General features: G+C 35.4%; 28 protein-coding genes and 1 riboswitch. Of the genes, 19 read left to right on the top strand and 9 right to left on the bottom strand.

Going from position 1 to position 25,868, the window contains the following annotated elements; all coding sequences use genetic code 11:
* Positions 1-303: 303 nt before the first annotated feature.
* The 8 genes from VUJ46_RS13810 to VUJ46_RS13775 all read left to right on the top strand — a co-directional run bounded on the left by VUJ46_RS13810 (position 304) and on the right by VUJ46_RS13775 (position 5,730).
* Complete coding sequence (locus VUJ46_RS13810; RefSeq protein ID WP_326981331.1) at positions 304-816, top strand: hypothetical protein; 513 nt, start codon at positions 304-306, stop codon at positions 814-816.
* A gap of 3 nt (positions 817-819) precedes the next feature.
* Positions 820-2,229 (top strand): hypothetical protein, encoded by a 1,410-nt coding sequence (locus VUJ46_RS13805; protein ID WP_326981330.1) that lies wholly within the window; start codon positions 820-822, stop codon positions 2,227-2,229.
* Positions 2,226-2,843 (top strand): hypothetical protein, encoded by a 618-nt coding sequence (locus VUJ46_RS13800; protein ID WP_326981329.1) that lies wholly within the window; start codon positions 2,226-2,228, stop codon positions 2,841-2,843. Before VUJ46_RS13805 ends, VUJ46_RS13800 begins: the two co-directional genes overlap by 4 nt.
* Before the next feature lies 1 nt (position 2,844).
* Complete coding sequence (locus tag VUJ46_RS13795; RefSeq protein WP_326981328.1) at positions 2,845-3,456, top strand: hypothetical protein; 612 nt, start codon at positions 2,845-2,847, stop codon at positions 3,454-3,456.
* A gap of 76 nt (positions 3,457-3,532) precedes the next feature.
* Positions 3,533-4,066: a hypothetical protein gene (locus VUJ46_RS13790; protein WP_326981327.1), complete on the top strand. Its 534-nt coding sequence runs from the start codon at positions 3,533-3,535 to the stop codon at positions 4,064-4,066.
* A gap of 1 nt (position 4,067) precedes the next feature.
* Entirely contained in the window at positions 4,068-4,685 is a 618-nt protein-coding gene (locus VUJ46_RS13785) for a hypothetical protein (protein WP_326981326.1), read from the top strand.
* 1 nt (position 4,686) lies between these two features.
* On the top strand, positions 4,687-5,307 hold the full coding sequence (locus VUJ46_RS13780) for a hypothetical protein (protein ID WP_326981325.1): 621 nt from the start codon (positions 4,687-4,689) through the stop codon (positions 5,305-5,307).
* Positions 5,308-5,352: 45 nt separating this feature from the next.
* Positions 5,353-5,730, top strand: coding sequence for a hypothetical protein (locus tag VUJ46_RS13775; RefSeq protein WP_326981324.1), 378 nt, complete (start codon positions 5,353-5,355; stop codon positions 5,728-5,730).
* Between the two features lie 315 nt (positions 5,731-6,045).
* Here VUJ46_RS13775 and VUJ46_RS13770 read toward each other — a convergent pair whose 3' ends face one another.
* The 9 genes from VUJ46_RS13770 to VUJ46_RS13730 all read right to left on the bottom strand — a co-directional run bounded on the left by VUJ46_RS13770 (position 6,046) and on the right by VUJ46_RS13730 (position 15,663).
* Positions 6,046-6,792 (bottom strand): hypothetical protein, encoded by a 747-nt coding sequence (locus VUJ46_RS13770; RefSeq protein WP_326981323.1) that lies wholly within the window; start codon positions 6,790-6,792, stop codon positions 6,046-6,048.
* A gap of 15 nt (positions 6,793-6,807) precedes the next feature.
* A complete protein-coding gene (locus tag VUJ46_RS13765; protein ID WP_326981322.1) occupies positions 6,808-7,575 on the bottom strand; it encodes a sulfite exporter TauE/SafE family protein in 768 nt (255 codons plus the stop codon).
* On the bottom strand, positions 7,566-8,018 hold the full coding sequence (locus VUJ46_RS13760) for a FixH family protein (RefSeq protein ID WP_326981321.1): 453 nt from the start codon (positions 8,016-8,018) through the stop codon (positions 7,566-7,568). Before VUJ46_RS13760 ends, VUJ46_RS13765 begins: the two co-directional genes overlap by 10 nt.
* 9 nt (positions 8,019-8,027) lie before the next feature.
* Positions 8,028-9,482: a cytochrome c oxidase accessory protein CcoG gene (gene ccoG / locus VUJ46_RS13755; protein ID WP_326981320.1), complete on the bottom strand. Its 1,455-nt coding sequence runs from the start codon at positions 9,480-9,482 to the stop codon at positions 8,028-8,030.
* 99 nt (positions 9,483-9,581) lie between these two features.
* Positions 9,582-10,463 carry a cbb3-type cytochrome c oxidase N-terminal domain-containing protein gene (locus tag VUJ46_RS13750; RefSeq protein WP_326981319.1) on the bottom strand — a complete coding sequence of 294 codons (882 nt, stop codon included), beginning with the start codon at positions 10,461-10,463 and terminating at the stop codon, positions 9,582-9,584.
* Positions 10,464-10,473: 10 nt separating this feature from the next.
* The gene (locus tag VUJ46_RS13745; protein WP_267404623.1) at positions 10,474-10,671 is read right to left on the bottom strand and encodes a CcoQ/FixQ family Cbb3-type cytochrome c oxidase assembly chaperone; all 198 of its coding nucleotides are present in this window, start codon (positions 10,669-10,671) and stop codon (positions 10,474-10,476) included.
* Between the two features lie 15 nt (positions 10,672-10,686).
* A complete protein-coding gene (gene ccoN / locus VUJ46_RS13740; RefSeq protein ID WP_326981318.1) occupies positions 10,687-12,948 on the bottom strand; it encodes a cytochrome-c oxidase, cbb3-type subunit I in 2,262 nt (753 codons plus the stop codon).
* Between the two features lie 5 nt (positions 12,949-12,953).
* Complete coding sequence (gene ccoS, locus VUJ46_RS13735) at positions 12,954-13,178, bottom strand: cbb3-type cytochrome oxidase assembly protein CcoS (protein WP_326981317.1); 225 nt, start codon at positions 13,176-13,178, stop codon at positions 12,954-12,956.
* Between the two features lie 109 nt (positions 13,179-13,287).
* Positions 13,288-15,663: a heavy metal translocating P-type ATPase gene (locus tag VUJ46_RS13730; protein ID WP_326981316.1), complete on the bottom strand. Its 2,376-nt coding sequence runs from the start codon at positions 15,661-15,663 to the stop codon at positions 13,288-13,290.
* Between the two features lie 89 nt (positions 15,664-15,752).
* Here VUJ46_RS13730 and VUJ46_RS13725 point away from each other — a divergent pair, with 89 nt between their 5' ends.
* The 11 genes from VUJ46_RS13725 to thiH all read left to right on the top strand — a co-directional run bounded on the left by VUJ46_RS13725 (position 15,753) and on the right by thiH (position 25,820).
* Positions 15,753-16,466, top strand: a complete 714-nt coding sequence (locus tag VUJ46_RS13725) for a Crp/Fnr family transcriptional regulator (RefSeq protein WP_326981315.1) — start codon at positions 15,753-15,755, stop codon at positions 16,464-16,466.
* A 65-nt stretch (positions 16,467-16,531) separates the two neighbouring features.
* Positions 16,532-17,347: a 3-methyl-2-oxobutanoate hydroxymethyltransferase gene (gene panB / locus VUJ46_RS13720; RefSeq protein WP_326981314.1), complete on the top strand. Its 816-nt coding sequence runs from the start codon at positions 16,532-16,534 to the stop codon at positions 17,345-17,347.
* 3 nt (positions 17,348-17,350) lie between these two features.
* Positions 17,351-17,677: a hypothetical protein gene (locus VUJ46_RS13715; RefSeq protein ID WP_326981313.1), complete on the top strand. Its 327-nt coding sequence runs from the start codon at positions 17,351-17,353 to the stop codon at positions 17,675-17,677.
* Complete coding sequence (locus VUJ46_RS13710) at positions 17,678-18,358, top strand: RluA family pseudouridine synthase (protein ID WP_326981312.1); 681 nt, start codon at positions 17,678-17,680, stop codon at positions 18,356-18,358.
* 343 nt (positions 18,359-18,701) lie between these two features.
* The gene (locus tag VUJ46_RS13705) at positions 18,702-20,042 is read left to right on the top strand and encodes an IS5 family transposase (protein ID WP_326981209.1); all 1,341 of its coding nucleotides are present in this window, start codon (positions 18,702-18,704) and stop codon (positions 20,040-20,042) included.
* Positions 20,043-20,415: 373 nt separating this feature from the next.
* Positions 20,416-20,516: riboswitch (TPP riboswitch) on the top strand.
* 60 nt (positions 20,517-20,576) lie between these two features.
* Positions 20,577-20,783, top strand: a complete 207-nt coding sequence (gene thiS / locus VUJ46_RS13700) for a sulfur carrier protein ThiS (protein ID WP_326981311.1) — start codon at positions 20,577-20,579, stop codon at positions 20,781-20,783.
* A gap of 23 nt (positions 20,784-20,806) precedes the next feature.
* Positions 20,807-22,618 carry a phosphomethylpyrimidine synthase ThiC gene (gene thiC, locus VUJ46_RS13695; RefSeq protein WP_326981310.1) on the top strand — a complete coding sequence of 604 codons (1,812 nt, stop codon included), beginning with the start codon at positions 20,807-20,809 and terminating at the stop codon, positions 22,616-22,618.
* Entirely contained in the window at positions 22,615-23,205 is a 591-nt protein-coding gene (locus VUJ46_RS13690) for a thiamine phosphate synthase (RefSeq protein ID WP_326981309.1), read from the top strand. The genes thiC and VUJ46_RS13690 overlap by 4 nt, the downstream gene beginning before the upstream one ends.
* Complete coding sequence (gene thiE / locus VUJ46_RS13685) at positions 23,205-23,819, top strand: thiamine phosphate synthase (protein ID WP_326981308.1); 615 nt, start codon at positions 23,205-23,207, stop codon at positions 23,817-23,819. Before VUJ46_RS13690 ends, thiE begins: the two co-directional genes overlap by 1 nt.
* Positions 23,816-24,592 (top strand): thiazole synthase, encoded by a 777-nt coding sequence (locus VUJ46_RS13680; protein ID WP_326981307.1) that lies wholly within the window; start codon positions 23,816-23,818, stop codon positions 24,590-24,592. The genes thiE and VUJ46_RS13680 overlap by 4 nt, the downstream gene beginning before the upstream one ends.
* A gap of 103 nt (positions 24,593-24,695) precedes the next feature.
* The gene (thiH, locus tag VUJ46_RS13675; protein WP_326981306.1) at positions 24,696-25,820 is read left to right on the top strand and encodes a 2-iminoacetate synthase ThiH; all 1,125 of its coding nucleotides are present in this window, start codon (positions 24,696-24,698) and stop codon (positions 25,818-25,820) included.
* Positions 25,821-25,868: the final 48 nt, after the last annotated feature.

The following is a 25,868-nucleotide window of genomic DNA, read 5'->3' as shown; positions in this document are numbered from 1 at the left end:
TTGGGATAATATTATTTCTATATCTATCATTTATTTTAAGAGCTTATTTTATATATTCTATTTACAAAAATGATGAATTAGATGGTGATGGTGTTCCAGATATCTATAAGTATGATAATGATTTTACAATAATTGTTATTTATTCGACACTAGTTAGTATCTTTTTAATTTTAATATCTTTTTTTTTCTTAAAAGGAAAAATTAACAAATTCGTTTTTAATGCCTTCTAAATTTGGAAAGTATTAATTTTATTTTTTCGGTTAAACACAGAATGAGTCTCAGAATGCGGAAAAGCCTTTTGCGGTGGGGACGCATTATAATGGAAGTGAAACGAGCTCGTATCATACGAGCGGGAATGATAAAAAAGTAATTCACACGCGTTCAGGAACGAAAATTATTCTAAATGATGGTGAAGGCAGTGTTTTTATTGAAGATCCGAGCGGGAACACGTATTTGATGGATGGGCAGGGGAATATTGAGGTGAATGCGCCGAATGATATTACGTTTACTGCTGGAAAAAATGTAACGATAACCGCAGGAATGAATATCACATCTAATGCAGGCATGAATATTTCTGAAACTGCAGGAGCGAGCCATAGTAGTTTTGCAGGTGGAATGATGATTCAGAATGCGGTGGCAGATTATTCTTTAATGGCTGCTAATATTATGGAAGTGGCACAGGGGGAACGAAAATCTAGAGCGAAAGAAATCACCGATCAATCCAAAGAAAAGAAAATCGTATCTGAAAAGAAAAATGAAATTCATACTAAAGGTACTTTTGATAATAATAGTGGTGAAAATTCTAAAATGCATTAAGTTATGGCAAGAGGAAAAATTACGAGAATAGTAGGCGGAACTAATAGTATTGAGTGTGAAAGTTGGACAGTTTATACTGATGAGTTTAAAGCTTATGCCGGAGAGTTTAGCCATTTTACCGCTGATAAAGGGATAAATATTGGTGATCCGGAATTTCCCCCTTTGGCTTCCCAACCTATTAAAATTATTGTACAGTTCAGACCGCATAAAGATTGGAGAGGCGAATTTGGATTTGACTGGTTTCGATTGGCAGATACCATGCTTTTTCATGATGTTGCTTTCACAAGAATTGTCGCTTATCAGTATAGTGATTACGAATTCACTAAAATTGTAGATAATTCTAAACCGGATAGTCTTAATATGCATAGCGGGCAATTCAAACCTGATGAAAAAATGCTCAATCAGCTGAAGCAGGTTTATCAGCCTTATACCATCCCTTGGAAAACAACGAAAAATCCTAAAACCGGAAAGCCCATGGCTGAAGAATATTTTATTCCCTGGATGAGTATTTTAAAAGATAAGGAAGTTAATATAACATTTATTGCAGAGATTAAGGAAGAAGCAGATTACTTAGAATTTCCTTCCTCAGATTACTTTATCTTCACTCCAAACAGAATAGATATTAAAGGTAAAAAAAGCGTAGCATTAAACGAAGAAAATATTATCATAAAATGCGTGAAAGAATTTGAAACTGACCAAACCATTGAATTAAAAGCTTTTAAAAAAGATGCGAAAGGGGAAACTATAGAAGCCATAGCAGGAAAAATAAATGTGTGGGCCAATGACATTTCTAAACAGAAAGAAATGGACGTGGTATTTATAGAAATAAAAACTCCTGAAATAAATGGTAAAAAAAATAAACCCATTGTAAATAATGAAAAAGAAAATATTACTCAATATTTAAGACAAGCCTATATTCAGCTATCGGATAATTCAGACATAATAATGTTGGATTTATCTGCAGATGCAGATTTTTATAATTTTATAGTCGACAATGAAATTAATAAAGAAAAAAGATTAGGTAATTTAGATTTGGAAATTTATTTAAAAATGAAGTTAAAAACACAATATAAGGAGAAATATAACAATCATTTCAAAGCATTTTATTTTGCTGAAACAGGATATGGGGGAAGAGCACAAAATCTAGGTGGTTATTCTGTGGAGGATGCTGATTTTGTAGTAGTATTTAATGGAGCTGACCAACAGACTGCCACTCATGAGCTTTTACATTCTATGGGATTAGCGCATATCTTCACCAATAAATATACAGATCCTAAAGCATTATTTACTTATATGTATCAAATGACTGATAATTTAATGGATTATACAGAACATGAATCTAAAAATAAACGATGTTCTCTTTACTATTGGCAATGGAAAATAATAAATAATTCAATAAAAAAAATAATATGAAAAAAATATTAATATTTCTGTGGTTAAGTATATTTATTCATTGTCAAACGCAAAATATAAATAAAATCATACCAATAATAGATGATAAATTTGAAAAATTTGATATTGAAAAATTTAAAAAAGAATCAATTAGAGGGAGTTATGTCGTTAAAGTTGAAAATTTTACCATTCGGCAAGACTCACAAAATCCTGGCTATTTAGAAGAGTTATATAAAGATGATGATTATTTTATATTAGATAAGTTTTTTTATGAAAATGGTAATATTAAAAAAAAAGGTATCTCTTTTAATAAAGGTTCATCAATCGGAATTTGGTATCATTATAATGAAGAAGGTAACCTTACAAAACAAGAAGATACCGATTTCGGATATTTATTTAAGCCAGAAGATATTGTAGAATACTGTAAAAAAAATAACATTGAGCTTTCTAAGGGTTATCATGAGAGGAACGGCTATCAAACCAGAATCTATAAAAATGAAGTAGATGGTAAAAAAGTATGGCTGATTTCTTATATCAATTCTTTAAATAAACAGGATAAAGAAATCAAGCTGATCTTGGATGGGCAGACGGGAAAAGAGATTAAAAGAGAAGAATTTCCTTATGATAATTATTAATATGAAAAAAATATTGATATTTCTATGGCTTAGTTTATTTATTCAATGTCATACACAAAATAAAGTGATTCCTAAAACAGACAGTTCTTTTGAAAAGTTCAATATCGAAAATTTTAATAAAAATGCCGTACGAGGAATGCTTGAATTTAAGGATAATAAAATAAGTTCTTTTCAAGATTTTCAATCACCAGGTTATAGAGAAAGAAACTATAGCTTAGATTCTTTTTTTAAAATAAATAAGTTTTTTTTTAATAATGGAAATATTGAAAAGAAGGGAGCTTTATTTAATATTGGATCTCAAGTCGGAATTTGGTATTATTTTGATGAGGCAGGAAGATTGATAAAAGAAGAAAATACAGATGAAGGTTACGCTTTTACCCCCGAAGATATAATAAAATATTGTAAAAAAAATAACATTGAACTTTCTAAAGGTTATCATGAAAGAGACGGCTATCAAACAAGTGTTTATAAAAATGAGTTAGATGGTAAAAAAGTTTGGCTAATCTCTTATCTCGCTTCTTTAAATAAACAGGAAAAAGAAGTAAAACTTACCTTGGACGGGCAAACGGGAAAGGTAATTAAGAGAGAAGAATTTCCTTACGATAGCTATTAATATGAAAAAGCTATTGATATTTATTTGGTTGAGCATATTTATGCAATGCCATACACAAAATCTCAAAAAACAAAACTTGCTGAATTTAGATTGTAGTTTTGAAAGATTTGATCAAAAAATGGATGATGAATCTAGAATTGATGTTATAAATCAGAAAGAGCATATTATCTACACTTCTGCTAATGTGGGTTTTGGAGAAGCTCGTTACGAGACGGATAGTTATTTTATGTCCATTAAAAACTTTAATCCGTCACGAAATATAGAAAATAAAGGCTGGGCATTTATTCAAGGTTCACCTATAGGTGTTTGGTGCTTTTTTGATGAAGTAGGAACATTAGTAAAAAAAGAAAATATGGATGAGGGGTACGCTTTTACCCCCGAAGATATCATAAAATATTGTAAAAAAAACAACATCGAACTTTCTAAAGGTTATCATGAAAGAGACGGCTATCAAACAAGTGTTTATAAAAATGAGCTCAATGGTAAAAAAGTCTGGCTGCTTTCTTATATCATTTCTTTAAATAAACAGGATAAAGAAATAAAGCTTACTTTGGACGGACAAACGGGAAAGGTGATTAAGAGAGAAGAATTTCCTTATGATAGCTATTAATATGAAAAAAATATTAATATTTATTTGGTTAAGCATATTTATGCAATGCCAGACTCAGAAAAGAGATACATTGAAAATTCCTTTGGTTAATGACTCTTTTGAAAAATTTAATATTAAAGATTTTGAAAATAATGCAGTAAGAGGAAGTAGAGTATTAAAAAATCAAAATCAATTAATTCTTGAGGATATACAGTCATATGGCTTTATAAGACAGATTTATCAGCAAAATATTTTTTGTTTTAATTATTTGTTTTATAAGTCTGGAAATATAAAAGAAAAAGGAATTGGATTTATTAAAGGAGCTTCTATAGGAGTTTGGTATCACTTTGATGAGGATGGAAAATTGATAAAAGAAGAAAATACAGATGAAGCTTACGCTTTTACACCCGAAGATATCATAAAATATTGTAAAAAAAATAACATTGAACTTTCCAAAGGTTATCATGAAGGAGATGGTTATCAAACCAGTGTTTATAAAAATGAGTTAGATGGTAAAAAAGTTTGGCTGCTTTCTTATATCATTTCTTTAAATAAACAGGAAAAAGAAGTAAAACTGACCTTGGATGGGCAAACGGGAAAAGTGATTAAGAGAGAAGAATTTCCTTACGATAGCTATTAATATGAGAAAGCTAGTGATATTTATTTGGTTGAGTATATTTATGCAATGCCAAACACAAAACATAGAAGAATCTACAATTTTGCAACTTAATAATAAGGTTGAAAAATTTGATGTATTAACTTTCCAAAAACGGAAGAAAAATAATAGCTACCTAATAAAGACGGAGGATTGTACAGTCAAATCTTTTTCATATAAAAATGGCTTTGTAGAATATTTTTATCCACAAAACTTATATTTTAATTTAGGTAAAAATTTTCATAAGAATGGAATTATTAAGGATAAAGGTATTTCCTTTAATGAAGGTTCAGCAATTGGAATTTGGTATCATTATAATGAAGAAGGTAGCCTAATAAAAGAAGAAGATACCGATTCTGGATATTTATTTAAACCAAGAGATATTGTAAAATACTGTGAAAAAAATAACATTAAGCTTTCTAAGGGCTATCATGAAAGAGACGGCTATCAAACCAGTGTTTATAAAAATGAGCTAGATGGTAAAAAAGTCTGGCTGCTTTCTTATATCATTTCTTTAAATAAACAGGAAAAAGAAGTAAAAATTACTTTGGATGGGCAGACGGGAAAGGTGATTAAGAGAGAAGAATTTCCTTATGATAGCTATTAATATGAGAAAGATATTGATATTTATTTGGTTGAGTATATTTATGCAATGCCAAACACAAAATCTCAGAAAAGTAAAACTCAACCATTTTCTGGACACAGGCAGTTTGGAATCCATAAGGATGAAGAAGGAAATTATAGATTTTTTGCACGTGCACTTGATAGAATATGGCCAACTCCGACAATAGTAAACTTAAGTATGAGAAGAAAAGATTTTGCAGTGAAAGATTATTTAACTATAGCAGATAATACTTGGACGACCTACATGGGGCATCTTTACTTTTTTATAACTTTTTTAGGAGGAGAAGCAACAATTATGAAACCTGAGATTATGCGAATAAATTTTCATAAATTCTTTGAGAAATACCATGATGAACAGGTAATACATATAGGCAATATCCCGCAAAATAAATACCATGAAAAATAAATTGAGTAAACATTTTTTATCTATGATCAAAAAATATTTTAAAAGAAAATATTCTTTCCATTTTCAAAGGAAAGCACGGAAGTTATATTAAAAATGCAGAAAACTACCACTTTGTATTACAATCCGGAATTTCCTCGAGAATCTATTGTGGATTTACAGTTTATGAATAATTACGTGTAGTTAAATAAAACTATAATGTTGAAAAGTTTTATGTTTTGGAGGTATTGTGAAATTTGTAATCCCACCCCAAAACAAACCATTTAAAAATACAAACATATCCAACAAAAAAACCACCGAAATTTTCGGTGGCTTCATTTATTCGGTAACAATGATGATTTTTTTATCCTTGTTGGTTAGTTTTTTTTCTTTGTCGTAAAGCGATTCCAGATCGTATTCTATTTTCACAGAATGATCGTCGATCTGCTTCAGCCAATCATGTTTTCCGGTGATGGATTTTATCTTGCTGTCGAATTTTAGGGTCGTTCCTACCTGTTTTAAGAACATCATAAGCATTCCTTTGGTGCTGCCTTCGCTTTCAGAACCTCCTGCAGGAGAATTTTTGCTCATTGCATCTTCAATGCTTTTAATATTAAAATTATCGGTATCGATGGTTAATGTTTTCCCGTCCCAATTGTTATAGATGTTTTGATCTAAAGGTAATTTTTCCTGTTGAGTGTAAGCATTCAATTGTTTGTAATCACTTTGGTTAAAATGATCCAGCTTTAAAGCAAAAGCTGTCGGTTCATTATTTTCCTTTGTAGATTTTAAAAACATTTTCTTCATCAAACGCAATGAATCCGGATCTTTGGTTTTCAGTTTTCCCTGTTGCTTTTCCAGATCGTAAAAACTCGTCCACGTTGAGGGAAGTTTATCCATATCACCAAACTCTTTGTTCTTCAGAGAATCAGGTGTCATTGCTTTCATCTCTTTTACAAAATCTTTAATATCAATATCGGTAATGGCCGTAGATGCTGCATCTTTATGATAAACTATTTCGGAGTTAATCTTACAAGACTGCAAAGCAAAAAGGCTGATAATGAGTAAAAAGAATGTTTTTTTCATGGTTTTAATGTATGATTAGTGACAATTCGTATTCGAATGTTGATGCGTACTGTGATCTCCCGGTAAATGACAGTCGCCCTGATTGTCTTTTGAGATCGTCATAGCTTCTGCTCTTGGCGAAATATAAGGAATTCCCAATTCAAGACCTCTTACGATGAATAATCCGCCCAAAATGATCATGACTATAGGAATTGCTTTTAAAACTTTAATTCTAAAAGCCTGATTCATTAGATTTCCCACCAAAACTACCGCAAACATGAACGGAAGGGTTCCCAATCCGAATAAAGCCATATAAGAAGCTCCCTGCCAAATTCCGCCACTGGCAAGACTTGCGGTAAGCGCCATATAAACCATTCCGCAAGGTAAAAATCCGTTTAAAATACCGGTGGTGAATCTTGAACGGTAATCAGCCTTTTGAAGTAATCTTCCTAAGTTTGATTTAACTTTAAATAAAAACTTAGAGAAAAAAGGAATCTTTGAAGCAAAATCTTTTCCTCCGAATGAAAATAAAGCCATAATGATCAGCAAAATACCGACACCAATGGTAAGGTATTGCTGAATTCCGGCCATTTCAAAACCTTCGCCAATAATTCCTAAGATCGCGCCCAAAAGTGAATAGGTGAAAATTCTACCGAATTGGTATGTGAGATTCTGAAGGTAAAAATTGGTAGCCTGTTTTTTTGTTAATCCCATCGACAGCGCAATAGGTCCGCACATTCCGATACAGTGAAATCCGGAAGCAAAACCTAATCCGATTGCCGAAACAATAAGTGCTATTTCCATATCACATCATAATCCATTCTATAGTCTGTTTTGCCTTTAGTCCACATCAATCGTAAGGTATAATTTCCCATTTTCAGCACCTGTGCAGGTACTAAAATCGATTGATTCGCATCCAATTGTTCAGATTTTTTAATATCCAGATTTTGGTCGTCGGTTCTGTTTAAAACAAATTTTACCGTAGTATTAGAATTATTATAATCTTTTGGAAAAGAAATTTTTATTCCGTTTGTATCCTGGCTGTACGTAGGTTTTTCCTGAAGTTCGTCAGCTCTTTTTTTAGCATCAATTACATCCTGGTACTGCAGTTCTTCTTCATAATAATTATCGGTTACCATTTCAGAGTTTTTCTGCCCGTTTGGGAAAAGAAACATCATGGATAATATAAAAACTATGAACGCAAATAATGCGATTACAACACCGTGTCCCCAACTAAAGTTCTTCATTTCTAAAATTTAAAATTGTAATTTAAATGGTCCTTCGAAATAGGTTTGGTAAGAATCTACCAATTTCCCTTTCATATCATAGACCCCAATGGTGATATTTTGTTTTGAAAGTTTCATATCATCTTCCGGGAAGCTGATATTGATGGTTCCTTTCGTAATTTTATCTCTTTCTACCGTAATTTTGCTTGATGCGCTGTAAATAATTTCACCATGTTCCGGGGAAATAACTTTAACGGTAACGATTTTTTTATCGTTTGTTTTGTTTAAGAAAGTATAATTGTAGGTATTGGTAATTTTTCCGTCTCTTACAAAGAAGGTACTTCCTGCAGGTTTAATGAATTTAGCCTCCATTTCTCCACGGCTTGATAACAGATACCCTAAAAATACAACAAGTCCTAAAAGAAGAATGGCAAAACCTTTCATTCTTCCGGTAAATTTGAATTTTGTTTCCTGCTCGATCTCGTTTTCAGAAGCATAGCGAATCAGCCCTTTTGGAAGACCTACTTTCTCCATTACTTCGTCGCAAGCATCAATACAAGCCGTACAGTTTACACATTCTAATTGTTGTCCATCTCTAATGTCGATTCCTGTAGGGCAAACAACCACACACTGATGACAATCGATACAATCTCCTTTTCCGGCTGCTTTTCTGTCTTCTCCTTTTCTCCATTTAGATCTGTTTTCACCTCTTTTAAAATCGTAAAAAACATTGATGGTGTCTTTATCAATTAAAACACCCTGCAATCTTCCGTAAGGGCAAACCAATGTACAAACCTGCTCTCTGAACCACGCGAATACAAAATAAAATGCGGCAGTAAAAAGAATCATTACCATAAAGTTGGTAGGGTTGGCAAATGGGCCTTGAGAAACGATATTCAAAACTTCTTCATATCCTACGATGTACATGAACATGAAGTGGGTGATAATTAAAGAGATGATCACGAAGATCGTCCATTTCAAGCTTCTTTTCCAGATTTTTTCAGAATTCCATTCCTGTCGGTCAAGCTTCATTTGCCTGTTTCGGTCTCCTTCAATAAGATAATCTATTTTACGGAATATAGATTCCATAAAAATTGTCTGAGGGCAAATCCACCCGCAGAAAATTCTTCCGAATGCAATCGTAAATACAATAATGAATATTAAAGAGGCAATGGCTCCTAAAGTAAGGATGAAAAAGTCTTGAGGATAGAAAGGTTGTCCGAAGATGAAAAACTCTCTATCGATGACGTTAAATAAAATCAGGGGGTTGCCATTTATCTTAATAAACGGAACCGCAAAATAAACTAATAATAAAAGATAACTTACAATGTTTCTATAGTTGGTAAATTTACCTTTCGGTTTTCTTGGAAAAACCCATCTTCTCTTTCCGGATTGATCCATCGTGCCTATAGAATCTCTGTAAGTCTCAGGATCCAGAACTTGTCCCTGTCCGCCGCGTACTTCTATTTCTTCTATGTCTGACATTTTGTAAAGTGTTTAAAAAAAGAAAAACATAATTCGTTACTAGTTTTTAGTTAATAACAAATTATGTTTTTCATATGTTCTATTTTTTCTTTTTAAAAATTATTCCTTTTCCCAATGTGCTTCTGTTCCCTGAGGAGCAGCTCCACCCTGAGCCGGCGTAACTGGAGGTTGCTCTTGGTTAATGTGATACACATACGCTGCAATTTTTTCAATTTCAGCACCAGAAACTTCACCGTTTTTACCGAATGCTCTCATCGCCGGGTTAGTAGGAGAACCATTCCAGTCCATATGGAATACGTTTTTGAATAACGTTTTCTCTGGCTGGTTGATCCAGTAGTTATCCGTCAGGTTAGGACCGATACCACCACTACCGTCTTCTTTGTGACAAGATGCACAGTTTGTTTTAAATAATTCTTTACCTTCTGCGATATTATCTGCTGAATATTTAGCAGTCTCAATTGTTACAGGAGGTTGAGTTGCTTCATAAGCTGCAATGCTTGCAATTTGCTCTTTATATTCTTTCTCATATTCGCTCAACGGGTGTGCGAAATCTGTGAAAGAGTAAGCGCATATATATACAATACAAAAAGCAGTCCCAAAATAGAATAATCCTAACCACCATTTTGGTAATTGATTATCTAATTCCATAATCCCATCAAAACCGTGGTCGATAAGGATATCTTTCTCATGAGAATCTGATTGCTTTTTGAAAGCTGCATCATATTGTCTCTTTAAGAAAGGGATTTTCTTTTCAGCTAAATATGCATCTTTTTCTTCTTGAGATAATTTTTTGAATTTATTATTTTCAATCAAATCTCCGATAGCACTGTGAATGTACGCCAGGATACCAGCGATCACTACAGTTCCCCAGAAATATGGTGAGCCTAAAAACGCGTAGCTTTGTACAAACAGATAATAAAAAACTATTAAAAGTCCAATTATTATTGCAATGTTTACAACAACCGGTGTTCTTTGTTTCATAATAAGTAGTTTAATTTTTTAAATTAAAATCATCTTCATCATCCCCCAAAGGCGCTTCTTCTTCTTCTTTATAATATTTTTTAGGCCTGCTAAAAACGTATACTATAAGTGCTACGAAGAACAGCAAAAAGAAAATCAGAGCCAGCGTCTGGTAAAAACCAGCGTTTTCTGTATTGGATAATATATCTTTAAAGTTCTGAGGAATCATGTTGAGCCTTTAATGTTAGTTATTACTTGCTGTTTTAATTTCCGTTGTCTTGATATCTGTACCTAATCTTTGAAGATAAGAGATCAAAGCTACAATTTCTTTTTTCTCTAATTCTCCCTGTGGTCTCTTAGCATATGCTGTTTTTAAGTCAGCTGCTTCAGAGAAGATATCTTTTACAATTTTCGAAGCTTGGTTATTTGCCCATGTATCAGCAGAATCAATCTGAGCTTTTGTGTAAGGTACATCAAATGTATTCTTCATTAGCTTCATTTTGTCTACCATTTTAGATCTGTCTAGGTTAGTAGCGATCAACCAAGGGTAACGAGGCATGATAGAACCTGCAGATGTAGATCTTGGGTTATACATGTGCTTGTAGTGCCAAGAACTTGGGTTTTTACCTCCTTCTCTATGTAAATCCGGTCCTGTTCTTTTAGAACCCCATAAGAATGGTCTGTCGTAAACGAATTCTCCTGCTTTAGAATACTGTCCGTTTTTACCGTTAAATCTTACGATCTCATCTCTGAACGGTCTTACCATCTGAGAGTGACAAGCGTTACAACCTTCACGGATATAAATATCTCTACCTTCTAATTCTAGCGGCGAATAAGGCTTCACAGCAGAAATTGTAGGTACACTTTTCTTAAGAGATAGCGTAGGGATAATTTCCACCATACTACCAATTGAGATTGTTAATAAAGACATTACTGTTAATAGAGTAGGCATTCTTTCCAACCAAAGGTGGAATCCTTCTCCTTCTTTTCTTTTGTTTCCGATGTTTGCCAAAGCTGGTGCTTCTGCAGGTACATCTTTCTGGAATGATCCTTTTCTTACTGTTGCAAAAACGTTTACAACCATTAGAAGAGCTCCTGAAATGTAGAATAAACCTCCTACAAATCTCATTTTAAAGTAAGGGATAATAGCAGTTACCGTATCCAACCAGTTTTTCCATAGTAATGTTCCGTCTGGATTGAATTGCTTCCACATTAAACCTTGAGTAAATCCTGAAATATACATTGGCACCGCATAGAAAATGATCCCTAATGTACCTAACCAGAAATGCCAGTTAGCTAATTTCGTAGAATATAATTTTGTTCTCCACAAGATTGGTACCAAGTAATAGATAACCCCGAATGCCATGAAACCATTCCATCCAAGTGCTCCTAAATGTACGTGACCGATAACCCAGTCTGTAAAGTGACCAATTTTGTTGATGTTTTTTGTTGCCAAAAGCGGTCCTTCAAATGTTGCCATACCATAACAAGTAACTGCAACTACGAAGAACTTCAGAATAGGATTTTCTCTTACCTTATCCCAAGCTCCTCTTAATGTAAGAAGACCATTTAACATACCTCCCCAAGATGGTGCAATAAGCATGATAGAGAAACCTGTTCCCACTGCCTGTGCCCAAGCTGGTAAAGCTGTATACTGAAGGTGGTGAGGACCAGCCCAGATATATACGAAAATTAATGACCAGAAGTGAATAATAGATAGCTTGTATGAGAATACAGGTCTGTCTGCTGCTTTAGGTAAGAAATAGTACATTAAACCTAAAACCGGAGTCGTTAATACGAATGCTACTGCATTGTGACCGTACCACCACTGTACAATCGCATCTTTTGCTCCTGCGTATGCTGAATAAGATTTCCAGCCAGTGAAAGATAACGGAACTTCTAAGTTGTTGAAGATGTGAAGCATTGCTACAGCAACCCAAGTACCTAAATAGAACCAGATGGCAACATATAAGTGTCTTACTCTTCTTTTTTTGATTGTTAAAATCATATTGACCCCGAAAATGATCCAAGATACTGCAATCAGTATATCAATTGGCCATTCGTGCTCAGCATATTCTTTAGAGGTATTGATCCCCATAAAGAAGGTGATGAATGTCGCAACGATCATGAACTGCCATGTCCAGAAATGAATCCATGAAAGGGTATCACTGTACATTCTTGTTTTTAATAATCTTTGTGTAGAGTAATATACCCCAACGTAAACAATGTTACATACAAATGCAAAGATTACGGTATTGGTGTGCAACATTCTGATTCTACCAAAACCAAATGCACCGTGTGTGTTTATCAACCCTTGGATATTTCCCGATGCCAAACTGTTAATGGTTGTGTCATCTGTTCCGAAAAAGAATTCCGGAAGTTCAGGGTAGAAAAGCATTAATGCCGCCGTAAGTCCGAACGTAAACCCTATGATCCCAAAAACGATGGTCGCATAAAGAAATGCCCGAACAATACTGTTGTCATAACTAAACTTCTGTGTTTCCATATCAACTATTCACTTTTTTCTTCAATTTTATTATTTTCTCCTATTTCTTTCTCGTCATCTTTTTTGTTGCCGGTCTTATCCTTTTCTCTGACTTCATCTTCAAAAAGAATTCTGACAGCCGGAGATTCATCATCTTCAAACTGTCCTTTTCGGGCATACACTATAAACACGATCAAGAAAACCGCAGCCAAAGAAACACTGCATAAGATCATTAAATATAGAATATCCATTGGACAACAAAATTAACCTATTTTCGGGGTTCAAATTTAGTGAAAAATAATGACATTCATCACGAAATACGGTTTTCAGCTAATTTAAAATCAGTCTAAATAAGGGCTTTTAAGCACGTTTTTTGAAATATTTTCTTCCCAATATCCAAGTTGAAAGTGTAGTGAATGAAACCACTGTAATTGAACTTGCAGGCATGATTAATGCTGCAAAAAGAGGATGCATATGACCTGTTACAGCGTAACTTAAACCCACAACATTGTAAAGAAAACTGATTATAAATGTCATTTTCACAATAGTGATGGAGCCTTTTGCAACATTCAGATAGTTATCCAGATCAACTACTTTTTCCCCATTCATAATCACATCAGAAGAAGGGGTAAAGCTGTTAGAATCATCGGCAATAGCAATTCCTACATTACTTTGTTTCAATGCTCCGGCATCGTTTAGTCCGTCTCCAAGCATCGCTACTTTCATGTTTTGATTCTGGAGTTCTTTAATGTAATTAAGTTTATCTTCAGGATTTTGGTTGAAAGCCATTCCTTTGTAATTCGGGATTAACTCTTTCAATTGATTTTCTTCAGAAGAATTATCACCGCTCAGAATGAAAATTTTATAATCCGTAAGCTTGTTGAATAAGCTTTTCAGGTTTTCGCGATATTCGTTTTTAAAGATAAATTTCCCTAAAAATTCATTGTTTTTGCTGATGTAAACGGCTGTTTCAAGATTTTTGGATTCCTGATTATTGTAGCGTGCAGAACCGATTTTATAAATAGCTCCTCTCACGCTCGCTTCATATCCTTTTCCTGAAATTTCCTTGAAGTTTTCAACCGGAAAATATTCGTCTTTCGCTTCAATAAATTCATATAAAGACTTGGAAAGAGGGTGGTTGGAATTTTTTAACAGGGTTTTAATATTCAGTAAATCAAATTCTTTGATCTCAGATCCTTCAAATTTTATGTTTGATTTTTTTCTGTGGGTAATCGTTCCTGTTTTATCAAAAACAATGGTGTCCAGTTTTGCGATTTTTTCTATCGTTAAAGTATCTTTTACGTAAAACTTATTTCGACCTAAAATCCTCATAATATGACCGAATGTGAATGGTGCTGACAGCGCAAGGGCGCAGGGACAGGCAATGATCAAAATGGCAGAAATAACTTGGAACATTTTTTCCATATCCACAAACGACCAGTAAATTCCTGAAATCAGGGCAATCCCTAAAATGATGAATGTGAAGTATTTGCTGATGTTATTGGTGAGCGTATCCAATCCTGTCTCATGCTTTTTGAAAGCTTCTTTATTCCAGAGCTGTGTCAAATAACTTTGGTCTACATCTTTAATAACTTCTAGCTCTAATGAAGATCCGATTTGTTTTCCTCCTGCAAAGATCTTATCTCCCGGCTGTTTGCTGATGGCGGCACTTTCTCCTGTAATAAAGCTATTGTCAATATTTCCTTCACCATTGATCAGGATAGCATCCACAGGGATGATTTCCTGATTTCTTACCAAAATTCGGTCTCCGATTTTAATCTCAGACAGCAGAATATTATCCTGTTTTCCTTCGAAATCAACCTTGGTAACCGCAATAGGATAGAATGATTTGTAATCTCTGTCGTAAGAAAGCGCATTGTAAGTTCTTTTCTGGAAGATTTTACCTAAAAGCATAAAGAATAACAGTCCGCAAAGGGTATCGAAATAGCCCGGACCGTAATCTGTAGCAACCTCATACAAGCTTCGTCCGAAAAGAACAATAATTCCTAAAACAATAGGAACATCGATATTAACGATCTTGTTTTTTAAACCATACCAAGCCGATTTATAATAATCGGAAGCCGAATATACCACAACAGGAATGGCAAGAACGCACATTAGAGCTCTGAAAAGGCCTTTATAATGCTCCATCCAGTAGTCTTCCCCACCGATATATTCCGGGAAAGCAAGAAACATTCCATTTCCGAAAGCAAAAGCGGCAATGGCGAACTTTACCAGTAAAGATTTGTCGAGATGCTCCACATTTTTATCGGCTGTTTCAAGGCTGATAACAGGTTTGTATCCTAAATTAGTTAAAAAACTAGCTAACTCGCTTAATTTTAATTCGTTATGGTTGAATGAGATCTGTAAGGTCTTTCTTGTGAAATTAACCTGAGAATATTTAATATTCGGGTTTAATGTATGAAGGCTTTCTAATAGCCAAATGCAAGAAGAACAGTGGATTACAGGGATCTTGAATGTGACTAAACTCGTTCCGCCTTCTGAGAAATCCGTGATTTTGTCAAAAATCTCCTGTGTATCAAGATATTCGTATTGAGAAGAGTTGTCGTCCGGACGAATTCCTGCTCTTTTATTGAGTTCGTAAAAATTAGTTAAGTTGTTGATGTTCAGAATTTCGTAAACAGACTTGCAACCGTTGCAGCAGAAAGTCTTTTCGTCAAATAGAATTCTCTCTTTTTCTATCCCTTGACCGCAATGAAAACAGTTATCACTCACCTCCATAAATTATTGAACGACAAAATTATAACAATTTTTTTTGTTTATCGAGTTAAAAAGTTCTATTTTTGTGATAAATGTCATATAAAATGTCGCAGGAACAACAGATTGCAATTGAGGAGAGGTTCGCAAGAGTTTTTAATGATAAATCATTCAAGGAAAGACTTTCCAGCGCTGATTTTGAGAAATATATTAATGGTAAGAAGAAATTCAGTTTTCAGAAACATGATACCATTTTCGAAGACGGAGAAACACCAAGAGGGGTCTTTGTTTTAGAAAAAGGGGCAGCTAAGCTGTCAAAATCGGGAGCGTTTGGAAAAGATCAGATCTTAAGATTTATCAAAGAAGGGGACATCATCGGCTATCGTTCTTTACTTTGCGGGGAAAATTTCCAGGCGAAGGCTGAGGCAATGACGGATATTGAAGCTACTTTTCTACCTGCAGATATTTTTATGTATCTTTTGGAGGTAGATCCACAGCTTTCTTTTGTAATGCTTCAGAAAATTTCTTACGAATTGGGAGAGTCTTCCAATACCATTACTTTCCTTGCTCAAAAAACGGTAAGAGAAAGATTGGCGGAAATTTTACTTCTTTTAGAACAAAAATTAGGCGTAGATCCTGAAGGATTCATCAAAATTTCTTTAACGAGAGAGGAAATTGCCAATATCATCGGAACGGCTACAGAGAGTGCAATTCGTTTAATATCAGAATTTAAAGGAGATCAGCTCATCGAAGTAGACGGAAGAAATATTAAAATTCTCAACCACGATAAATTAATGAAACTAGGTCACGTAGTTTTATAAAAATCATACAAAAACTTTAAGTCGGCCTAGTGCCGACTTTTTTAACTTTAAAAAATAGATACATTATGTCTGTTCATTCTGAAATTAAAAAAGTTACGACTGAAACCTTGCGTAAAATGAAATTCGACAAGGAAAAAATTACGATGCTTACGGCATACGATTTTACCACTGCGAAAATGGTAGATGCAGGAGGAATTGATGCGGTTTTGATTGGAGATTCTGCAGCTAATGTGATGGCTGGTTTTGAAACGACATTGCCTATTACGCTGGATCAGATGATTTATCATACACAAAGTGTGGTAAGGGGAACAGACAGAGCTTTGGTTATTGCGGATCTTCCTTTCGGAACGTATCAGAGTAATCCTGATCTGGCTTTGGAGTCAGCAGTAAGAATGATGAAAGAGGGTGGCGCACATGCCATTAAAATTGAAGGCGGAAAAGAAATTTCAAAATCAATTAAAAAAATCATCAACGCGGGTATTCCGATTATGGGACATTTGGGATTAACGCCACAGTCTATTTATCAGTTCGGAACCTATAAAGTAAGAGCTAAAGAAGAGGCTGAAGCAGAAAAACTAATCAACGATGCAAAATTACTTGAAGAATTAGGTTGCTTCGGGGTTGTTTTAGAAAAAATTCCTGCAGATTTAGCTCAAAAAGTAACGGAAGCTATTTCCATTCCGACAATCGGGATCGGGGCAGGACCTCATTGCGATGGTCAGGTATTGGTGTATCACGATATGGTGGGAATGAACAAAGGTTTCAGTCCGAAATTTTTAAGAAGATATCTGGATTTATATACAGAAATTACGGGTGCGGTTTCGCAGTATGTAAAAGATGTAAAAAGCCAGGATTTTCCTAACGAAAATGAAAGTTATTAATTCATGAGAAATCAACAGTCTACTCAGGGAATGTTATCAATCATTGCTTTGCTTTGTTTAGCAGTGGGGTGGTTTCATCTTTTCTCTCCCGAAATCAATACATTACTTTCCCGAAAAGTATTCTATGTTTTAATTGGAGGAAGCTTTTTCTTACAGGCTCCTTTAATGAAAAACCAAAATTTCACCTATGCCATGTACGCTGCTGCAGCCATTTGTGTATTGGGAGGATTATTTATTCCAGTGGGAACAAGATTAGAATCTATAAAAACCGTTGGACTTTTGGGCGGAATTATTCTTTCCATTGCCAACAGACCCAACTATCGACAATAAATGATGGAGGAGCAGATTGTATATGAAGACAACCATCTGATGGTCATCAATAAAAAAGTCGGACAGCTCGTTCAGGGCGATAAGACGGGTGATGATTCTCTGTTGGAATTGATCAAAAATTTTATAAAGAAAAGAGATGACAAACCGGGAAATGTATTTCTCGGTTTGGTTCATCGTATCGACAGGCCAACTTCAGGTTTGGTGATTTATGCTAAAACTTCCAAAGCATTGTCGCGTTTAACTCAAATGGTGAAAAACCGTGAGATTAAAAAAACGTATTGGGCGGTGGTAGCGAAAGATATGATCCCGAAAACGCAAAGACTGGTTCATTATTTACAGAAAAACGAGAAGAATAATAAAGCGATTGTTTTTCCGAAAGTGACAGAGGGTGCGAAAGAGGCCATTCTTACCTATAACGTGATCAAAACGCTGGATAATTATCTTTTATTGGAAATTGATCTTGAAACGGGAAGACATCACCAGATCAGAGCGCAATTGTCAAAAACCGGCGTTCCGATTAAAGGGGATCTCAAATACGGAGCACCACGTTCCAATCCCGATGGCGGAATCAATCTTCACGCCAGAAAACTGGAATTTATTCATCCGGTGACCAAAGAAAATATTGAAATCATCGCTCCTGTTCCGCAAAATGATGCGATTTGGAGAGCCTGTGAAGAATAAATAATAACAAAAATAGAAAAGGAAACTGAAACAGATTGGGTTTCCTTTTTTTATTTGAAGCTATTTGGCTACACCGAATTGTTAATTATTTTAAGGAGCAATTTCCCGCTTTCCATTACAATTCCTCATTACGCGACTCCGCTTCGCTCCACCGCTTCATTGCGGGATTTTCATTGCAATCGGGGCTATGGCTTCAGTCATGTATTTAAATATTGACATAATTAGTCATTCCTTAAAAACCAAGTAATATTTTGATTATCAGTTTTTATGCACTTATATTTCGTAAAAAATCGTTGTAAAAAATTGCAATAAATTGTATTTTTAGGATATAAAAAGTGGCAAAATGTTAGGCAAAATAAGAGAGGATTTACAGCAGAATTTATTCAAGACCAGGCTTACGGAGCTTATTAATATGGAGCATCCGGTGGTAAAATTAGCTGGGGAGATTTCCTGGGATAAAATGGAGTCAGAGTTTGAGAAATTATTTTCAGAAAACGGAAGACCTTCTATTGCTATCCGTAAAATAGCAGGAATGCTTTTGCTCAAGGAAATGTTTAAAGAAAGTGATGAAAGTGTAATAGAGAGATGGATTGAGAATGCGTATTGGCAATATTTTACCGGAGAAACCTTTTTCCAGACAGAGCAGCCTTTCGATCCGAGCAATTTTGTACACTTCAGAAAAAGAATTGGAGATAAGGGTTTGGAATTTCTTTTGGGACAAAGCGTTTCTCTCCATCCCAAAGCCAAAACAGAAGATGAAGTTCAGGTAGATACGACGGTTCAGGAGAAGAACATTACCTTTCCTACCGATGCCAAATTAGCAAAAAAAGTAATCGACAATTGTAGAAAAATAGCAGAAAAAGAGAGCGTTGTACAAAGACAAAGCTACAGAAGAGTGAGCAAACAATTATTGCGGGACGCTTTTTTTGGACATCATCCCAGAAGACAGAAGAAGGCAAAAATGGCGAGGAAAAAGCTCAGGACGATTGGTAAAAGAGTTCTTCGGGAATTGGAAAGAAAACTTCCTAAAGATGTTTTGAAAGGCTACGAAGACGTTTTTAAAATTTACCTTAAAGCACTCACCCAAGAACGTACCACGAAAGATAAAATTTACAGTCTTCACGAGCCACAAGTTGCGTGTATTGCGAAAGGAAAATCGGGAAAAGCATACGAGTTTGGGACAAAAGTAGCAGTAGTAAGAGGTCGGAAAACAGGGATCATCAGCTCGGTAAAGAGATTTTCTGGCAATCCTCACGATAGTAAAACTCTTGAAGAATCATTGGCACAGAGTGAGAGGGTAAGAAAATCCGTTGGCGGAACAAGACCTACGAAAGCCACTACAGACAGAGGATTTAAAGGAATCAAAGAAGTGGAAGGAACAGCAATTTTGCTTCCCGCAAAAAAAGAAAAAACAAAATATGGGCAACAAGTAGCCAGATTAAGATTCCGGGCAAGAGCAGCCATAGAACCTTGTATCTCTCATTTAAAAAGAAACCACTCCTTAGGATTAAACTTCCTGAAAGGAGTGGCTGGAGATATTAATAATGCATTATTAGCAGGGATTGGATACAATTTGAAGATGAGATTGAATCAAATCAAACAACAAATTCTTCTTTGGCTCGAACTTGTTCTCCGAATCTTTTTAGGCAAATATAATTTTCAAAGTCAAAAAACAGCTTTTTAAGGAGCGACTAATTATTCTCACGTTGATTTTACAGATAACGCAGATTCATAAACCTTTCTAAAAAAATATTTTGCAATAATCTGTGAAAATCCGTGGCATCTTAGGAAGATAAAAAACCATTCGTGCATTCGTGGCATAAAAAATACGTTCCAAAATTTTATCTCTGATAAAATCCTTGCGCCTTAAAAGCATCGTGCATTAAAAAACATCTTTGCGCCCTTGCGATTCACCAACAAAAAATAGCATTGTCCATGAAAATCAATAGTATTTGAGCGAGATAAAAAACCATTCGTGCATTCGTGGCCATAAAAAAACTCCACCATCCAGCTTTTCCCAAAAATTTTGCCCATTCTAAAAAAATGTCTAACTTCGTCCCACACTTTAGGGGTGTCTGTTGAACAAACGGGCTGAGATTTTACCCTTTGAACCTGATTTCTAGATCATACTAGCGTAGGGAAAAGTAGATGACTTTTGCTGTACATTCTATTGTACAATAATGGCCATTCCTAAGGTGCATTTAAAAAAATGTTAGGAATGGAGCTCACAATCAACCACACGACCAAAAAATTCGAAGTACTTCCCGAAAATCTGGAAGCACTCATCGCTATGGAATTACCCGAAAAGAAAAAAGGGATTGCCGTAGCACTCAACAACCGCATTGTTCCGCAGTCATTCTGGGCGGAAACTATTCTCAACGACAAAGATTCAATTTTAATTATTACTGCCACTCAGGGCGGTTAATTTCCATAAAAAACAAAAATTATATGGCTCATAACATCACCCGTTCGCCGTTTTCGAACTCAAAAAAAATCTATGTTGAAGGGAAAATTCATCCCATCAGTGTAGCGATGCGCGAAATAGAACTAAGTCCGACCAAACTATCCAACGGAACTTTGGAACACAATCCTGCAGTTACCGTTTACGATACATCAGGAGCTTATACCGATGAAAATTCTGAAATTAATATTGAAAAAGGACTTCCAAGAATCCGTGAACAATGGATTTTAGACAGAAATGACGTCGAAATTCTGGACGGAATTACTTCCGAATACGGAAAAGCTAGACTTGCCGATTCAAAACTAGACAACCTGCGTTTTTCTTACAACCACAAACCGAAAGTATCAAAAGAAGGACAACAAGTTACTCAATTATACTACGCAAAACAGGGGATCATCACTCCCGAAATGGAATACATTGCCATTAGAGAAAATCAAAGAATTGAACAGTTGGATGCTGTTTCAAAAGACATGGCTTTTCAGCATCAGGGAAATAGTTTTGGCGCAAAAACGCCGAAAAATAAAATCACTCCCGAATTTGTAAGAGATGAAATTGCCGCAGGAAGGGCAATTATACCCAACAATATCAATCACCCCGAAAGCGAACCGATGATTATCGGAAGAAATTTCTTGGTTAAAATTAATGCTAACATTGGAAACAGCGCCGTTTCATCAAGCATTGAAGAAGAAGTTGAAAAAGCAGTTTGGGCATGTAGATGGGGTGCAGACACAATTATGGATCTGTCAACCGGAAAAAATATCCATGAAACCAGAGAATGGATCATCAGAAACAGTCCGGTTCCGATTGGTACCGTTCCAATTTATCAGGCTTTGGAGAAAGTAAAAGGTGTTGCGGAAGATTTAACATGGGAAATTTTTAAAGATACTTTGATCGAGCAGGCAGAACAGGGAGTTTCTTATTTCACGATTCATGCGGGAGTATTGCTGAGATATATTCATTTAACAGCAAAGCGTGTCACGGGAATTGTCTCCCGAGGCGGTTCTATCATGGCAAAATGGTGTCTTTTCCATCATAAAGAAAACTTTTTGTACACGCATTTTGAGGAAATCTGTGAAATCATGAAAAAATATGACGTTGCTTTTTCGTTGGGAGATGGTCTTCGTCCTGGCTCGATTGCCGATGCTAATGATGAAGCTCAGTTTGCGGAATTAGAAACTTTAGGAGAATTAACGAAAATTGCCTGGAAACACAACGTTCAGGTCATGATTGAAGGTCCCGGGCACGTTCCGATGCACATGATTAAAGAAAATATGGAGAAGCAGTTGGAAGTATGCGATGAAGCTCCTTTTTACACATTAGGCCCTTTAACGACGGATATTGCGCCAGGTTATGACCACATCACTTCGGGAATCGGAGCTGCGATGATTGGTTGGTTTGGATGTGCAATGTTGTGTTATGTAACGCCCAAAGAACATCTAGGACTTCCGAATAGAGACGATGTAAAAGTAGGAGTGATTACCTATAAACTGGCGGCTCATGCTGCAGATTTAGCGAAAGGTCATCCCGGAGCTCAATACCGGGACAATGCTTTGAGCAAGGCCAGATTTGAATTCCGTTGGGAAGATCAGTTCAATCTTTCATTGGATCCGGAAACAGCAAGGTCTTATCATGATGAAACCCTTCCGGCGGATGGGGCAAAAATTGCACATTTCTGTTCGATGTGCGGACCAAAATTCTGTTCCATGAAAATTACTCAGGAAATCCGCGAATCGGCAGAAAAAGGAATGTTCGACAAATCACAGGAATTTATCGAAAAAGGGAAAGAAATTTATATATGATCATCGTCATTACCCCCGAAGAACGGAAAAAAAATGAAGTTGAGTTAATTAATGAACTATTTCATGAAGGATTGGATTTACTTCACGTCAGAAAACCTTTCATCAATTCAGAAGAAATGACGGGTTTTATTCAAAATATAGATTTGAAATTTCATGCTCAATTGGTTTTGCATAGTCATTACGATGTAGCAGAAACCTTCAATATCTCAAGACTTCATTTCAGAGAAATTGATAGACAAAATGGTTTGTTTAAAGCTTTTAAAGATAAAATAATGTCTACATCTGTTCACGATATTGAAACGTTTAATGAATTGAATGCAGATTGGGAATATGCTTTTGTCAGTCCGGTCTTTCCGAGTATCTCTAAAAAAGGCTACGGTGAAAATTCGACTATTTTAAGGGATATTAAAAAGCGAGACAATTCAAAGGTAAAATTAATTGCTTTGGGAGGAATTGATGAAAAAAATATCACTAAAGCTTTTGAAAATACGATCGATGGGATAGCTCTTTTAGGCGCAGTATGGCAAAGTGATTCACCAATACGGTTATTTCGGAAAATAATGAAAATGAAGTCAACAAAATACTAATGGAAAAATTACAATACCTCTCTCAAGGATTTACCATAGAAGATCAGGAACTGAACATCCGAAAAGCACTTGACAACGGAGTAAAATGGATTCAGGTTCGCTGGAAAAATGCTCCCGAAAATGAATTCATCAGGCTTTGTGAAATTTCAAAAAAATTATGTGCAGATAACCAAGCGGTTTGTATCATCAACGATCATGTTCAAATTGCAAAAGAAATTGATGCCGACGGCGTTCATTTAGGTTTAAAAGATACATCCATTGAAATTGCCAGACACATTTTAGGAGAAAATAAAATCATTGGTGGAACGGCAAATAAGATTTCAGATGTTCTTCAGAGAATGGCTGAATCTTGTGATTATATTGGTTTGGGTCCCTTAAGATTTACGTCAACTAAAGAACAGTTAAGCCCGATTTTAGGATTTGAAGGCTATCAAAATATCATTGATGGCTTAAAAGAAAAATCAGCAGAAATTCCAAAAATATTTGCCATTGGTGGAGTCGTTTTGGAAGATATTGAATTATTACAACAAATCGGAATTTATGGAGTCGCAGTTTCTGGACAAATTACTAATGAGCCAGCGGTTGTGACTAAATTTAAAAAGGTATTACAATGAAAAATCAAGAATTAAGAATAGCAGACAGAACTTTTGAATCCCGATTGTTTTTAGGAACAGGAAAATTCGGAAGTCTTTCAGAAATGGCAGAATCTATCATCGCTTCAGGTTCAGAAATGGTAACCATGGCGTTGAAGAGAATCGATTCTGAATCTACGGAGGGAGATTTATTAAGCTCTTTACAATCTACAAACGTTCATCTTTTACCGAATACTTCAGGGGCAAGAACGGCTAAGGAAGCAGTTTTGGCAGCACAATTGGCAAGAGAAGCCTTGGAAACCAACTGGGTGAAGTTAGAAATTCATCCCGATCCAAAATATCTGTTGCCTGACCCGATTGAAACATTGTATGCTACGGAAGAATTGGCAAAATTAGGATTTATCGTCATGCCTTACATTCATGCAGATCCGGTTTTGTGTAAACGCTTGGAAGATGCGGGAACAGCGGTGGTAATGCCTCTGGGAGCACCAATCGGAACGAATAAAGGTTTAAAAACTTTAGATTTTTTAGAAATTATTATCGCTCAGAGTAATGTTCCGGTTGTTGTAGATGCTGGAATTGGTGCGCCTTCCGATGCGGCGAAAGCCATGGAAATGGGTGCTGATGCAGTGTTAGTGAATACAGCGATTGCAGTGGCGCAAAATCCTATCAATATGGCGTTGGCTTTTAAAGAAGGAGTAATTGCCGGAAGAAGAGCTTTTGAATCTGGTTTGGGAGCGATTGGAAATCATGCTGAAGCTTCAAGTCCGTTGACTTCATTTTTATTTGATTGATACACAGAATAGAAGAGTCCCGAAGGGATGATTTAATAAAGAATAGGATGAAGTCCTATTTATAAGTGGTGTTTGCAATTTATTTTGATTAAAACTAAATTTTATGAAGAGTTTTAAAGATTTTTTTGAAAAATATCAATGGGAAGAAGTGAAAATAAAGCTTGAAAAAGTGACATTATACGATGTCGAAACGAGTCTTCAGAAAAAGAATAAAACCATAGAAGATTTTTTGAATTTTCTTTCACCTGTTGCTGCTCAGAAATTAGAAGTCATGGCGAAAATGACTCAACTGCTTACTCAAAAACGTTTCGGGAAAACAATTCAGTTGTATGCGCCGCTGTATCTGAGTAATGAATGTCAGAATATTTGTACGTATTGCGGTTTTAGCTTAGATAATTCAATTAAAAGGAAAACACTTTCCAACATAGAATTGATGATGGAAGCAATGGTCTTGAAATCAATGGGAGTAAACCATGTTCTGTTGGTAAGCGGTGAAGCCAATAAAACGGTAGGAATTGATTATTTTCTGAATGCGATTAAGCTTTTAAAACCTCATTTCGCCAATATTTCGATTGAGGTTCAGCCTTTGTCGGAAGGAGAGTATCTGCAACTGCATGAGGCGGGAGTGAATGCAGTTTTGGTGTATCAGGAAACCTACCATCAGGAAGTGTATAAAGAATATCATCCGAAAGGAAAAAAGTCGAATTTCAATTTTCGGCTGGAAACCCCCGACAGAATCGGGAAAGCCGGGATTCATAAAATGGGATTGGGCGTTTTGTTGGGACTTGAAGATTGGAGAATTGACAGTTTTTTCAATGCACTTCACATCGATTATCTTCAAAAGCAGTATTGGAGAAGTAAATTTTCTGTTTCATTTCCGAGACTTAGACCAGCTGAAGGAATTATCGAACCGAATTTTATCATGTCCGATAAAGATTTACTACAATTAATCTGTGCCTACCGAATTTGGAATGAAGATCTGGAAATTTCAATTTCAACGAGAGAGAATGAAAAATTCAGGAATAATATCATTTCGTTGGGAGCAACGGCGATGAGCGCTGCATCAAAGACGAATCCTGGAGGTTACGCGGTAGATAAAGAATCACTGGAACAATTTGAAACCAGTGATGAAAGAAGCATGGAAGAAATGAAAAATATCATTAAAAAAGCTGGGTACGACCCAATAATGAAAGATTGGGACGCTGTTTATAGTGGAATTCAAATTTAAAAGGTTTGAATTAAACTAAATGGTGCTATCATTTGCTGAATGAAATGC

Origin of the sequence: Chryseobacterium sp. MYb264, from assembly GCF_035974275.1 — a bacterium.
GTDB lineage: Bacteria > Bacteroidota > Bacteroidia > Flavobacteriales > Weeksellaceae > Chryseobacterium.
The sequence above is the reverse complement of the archived record's forward strand: the minus strand, read 5'-3'. Positions and strand labels throughout refer to the sequence as shown.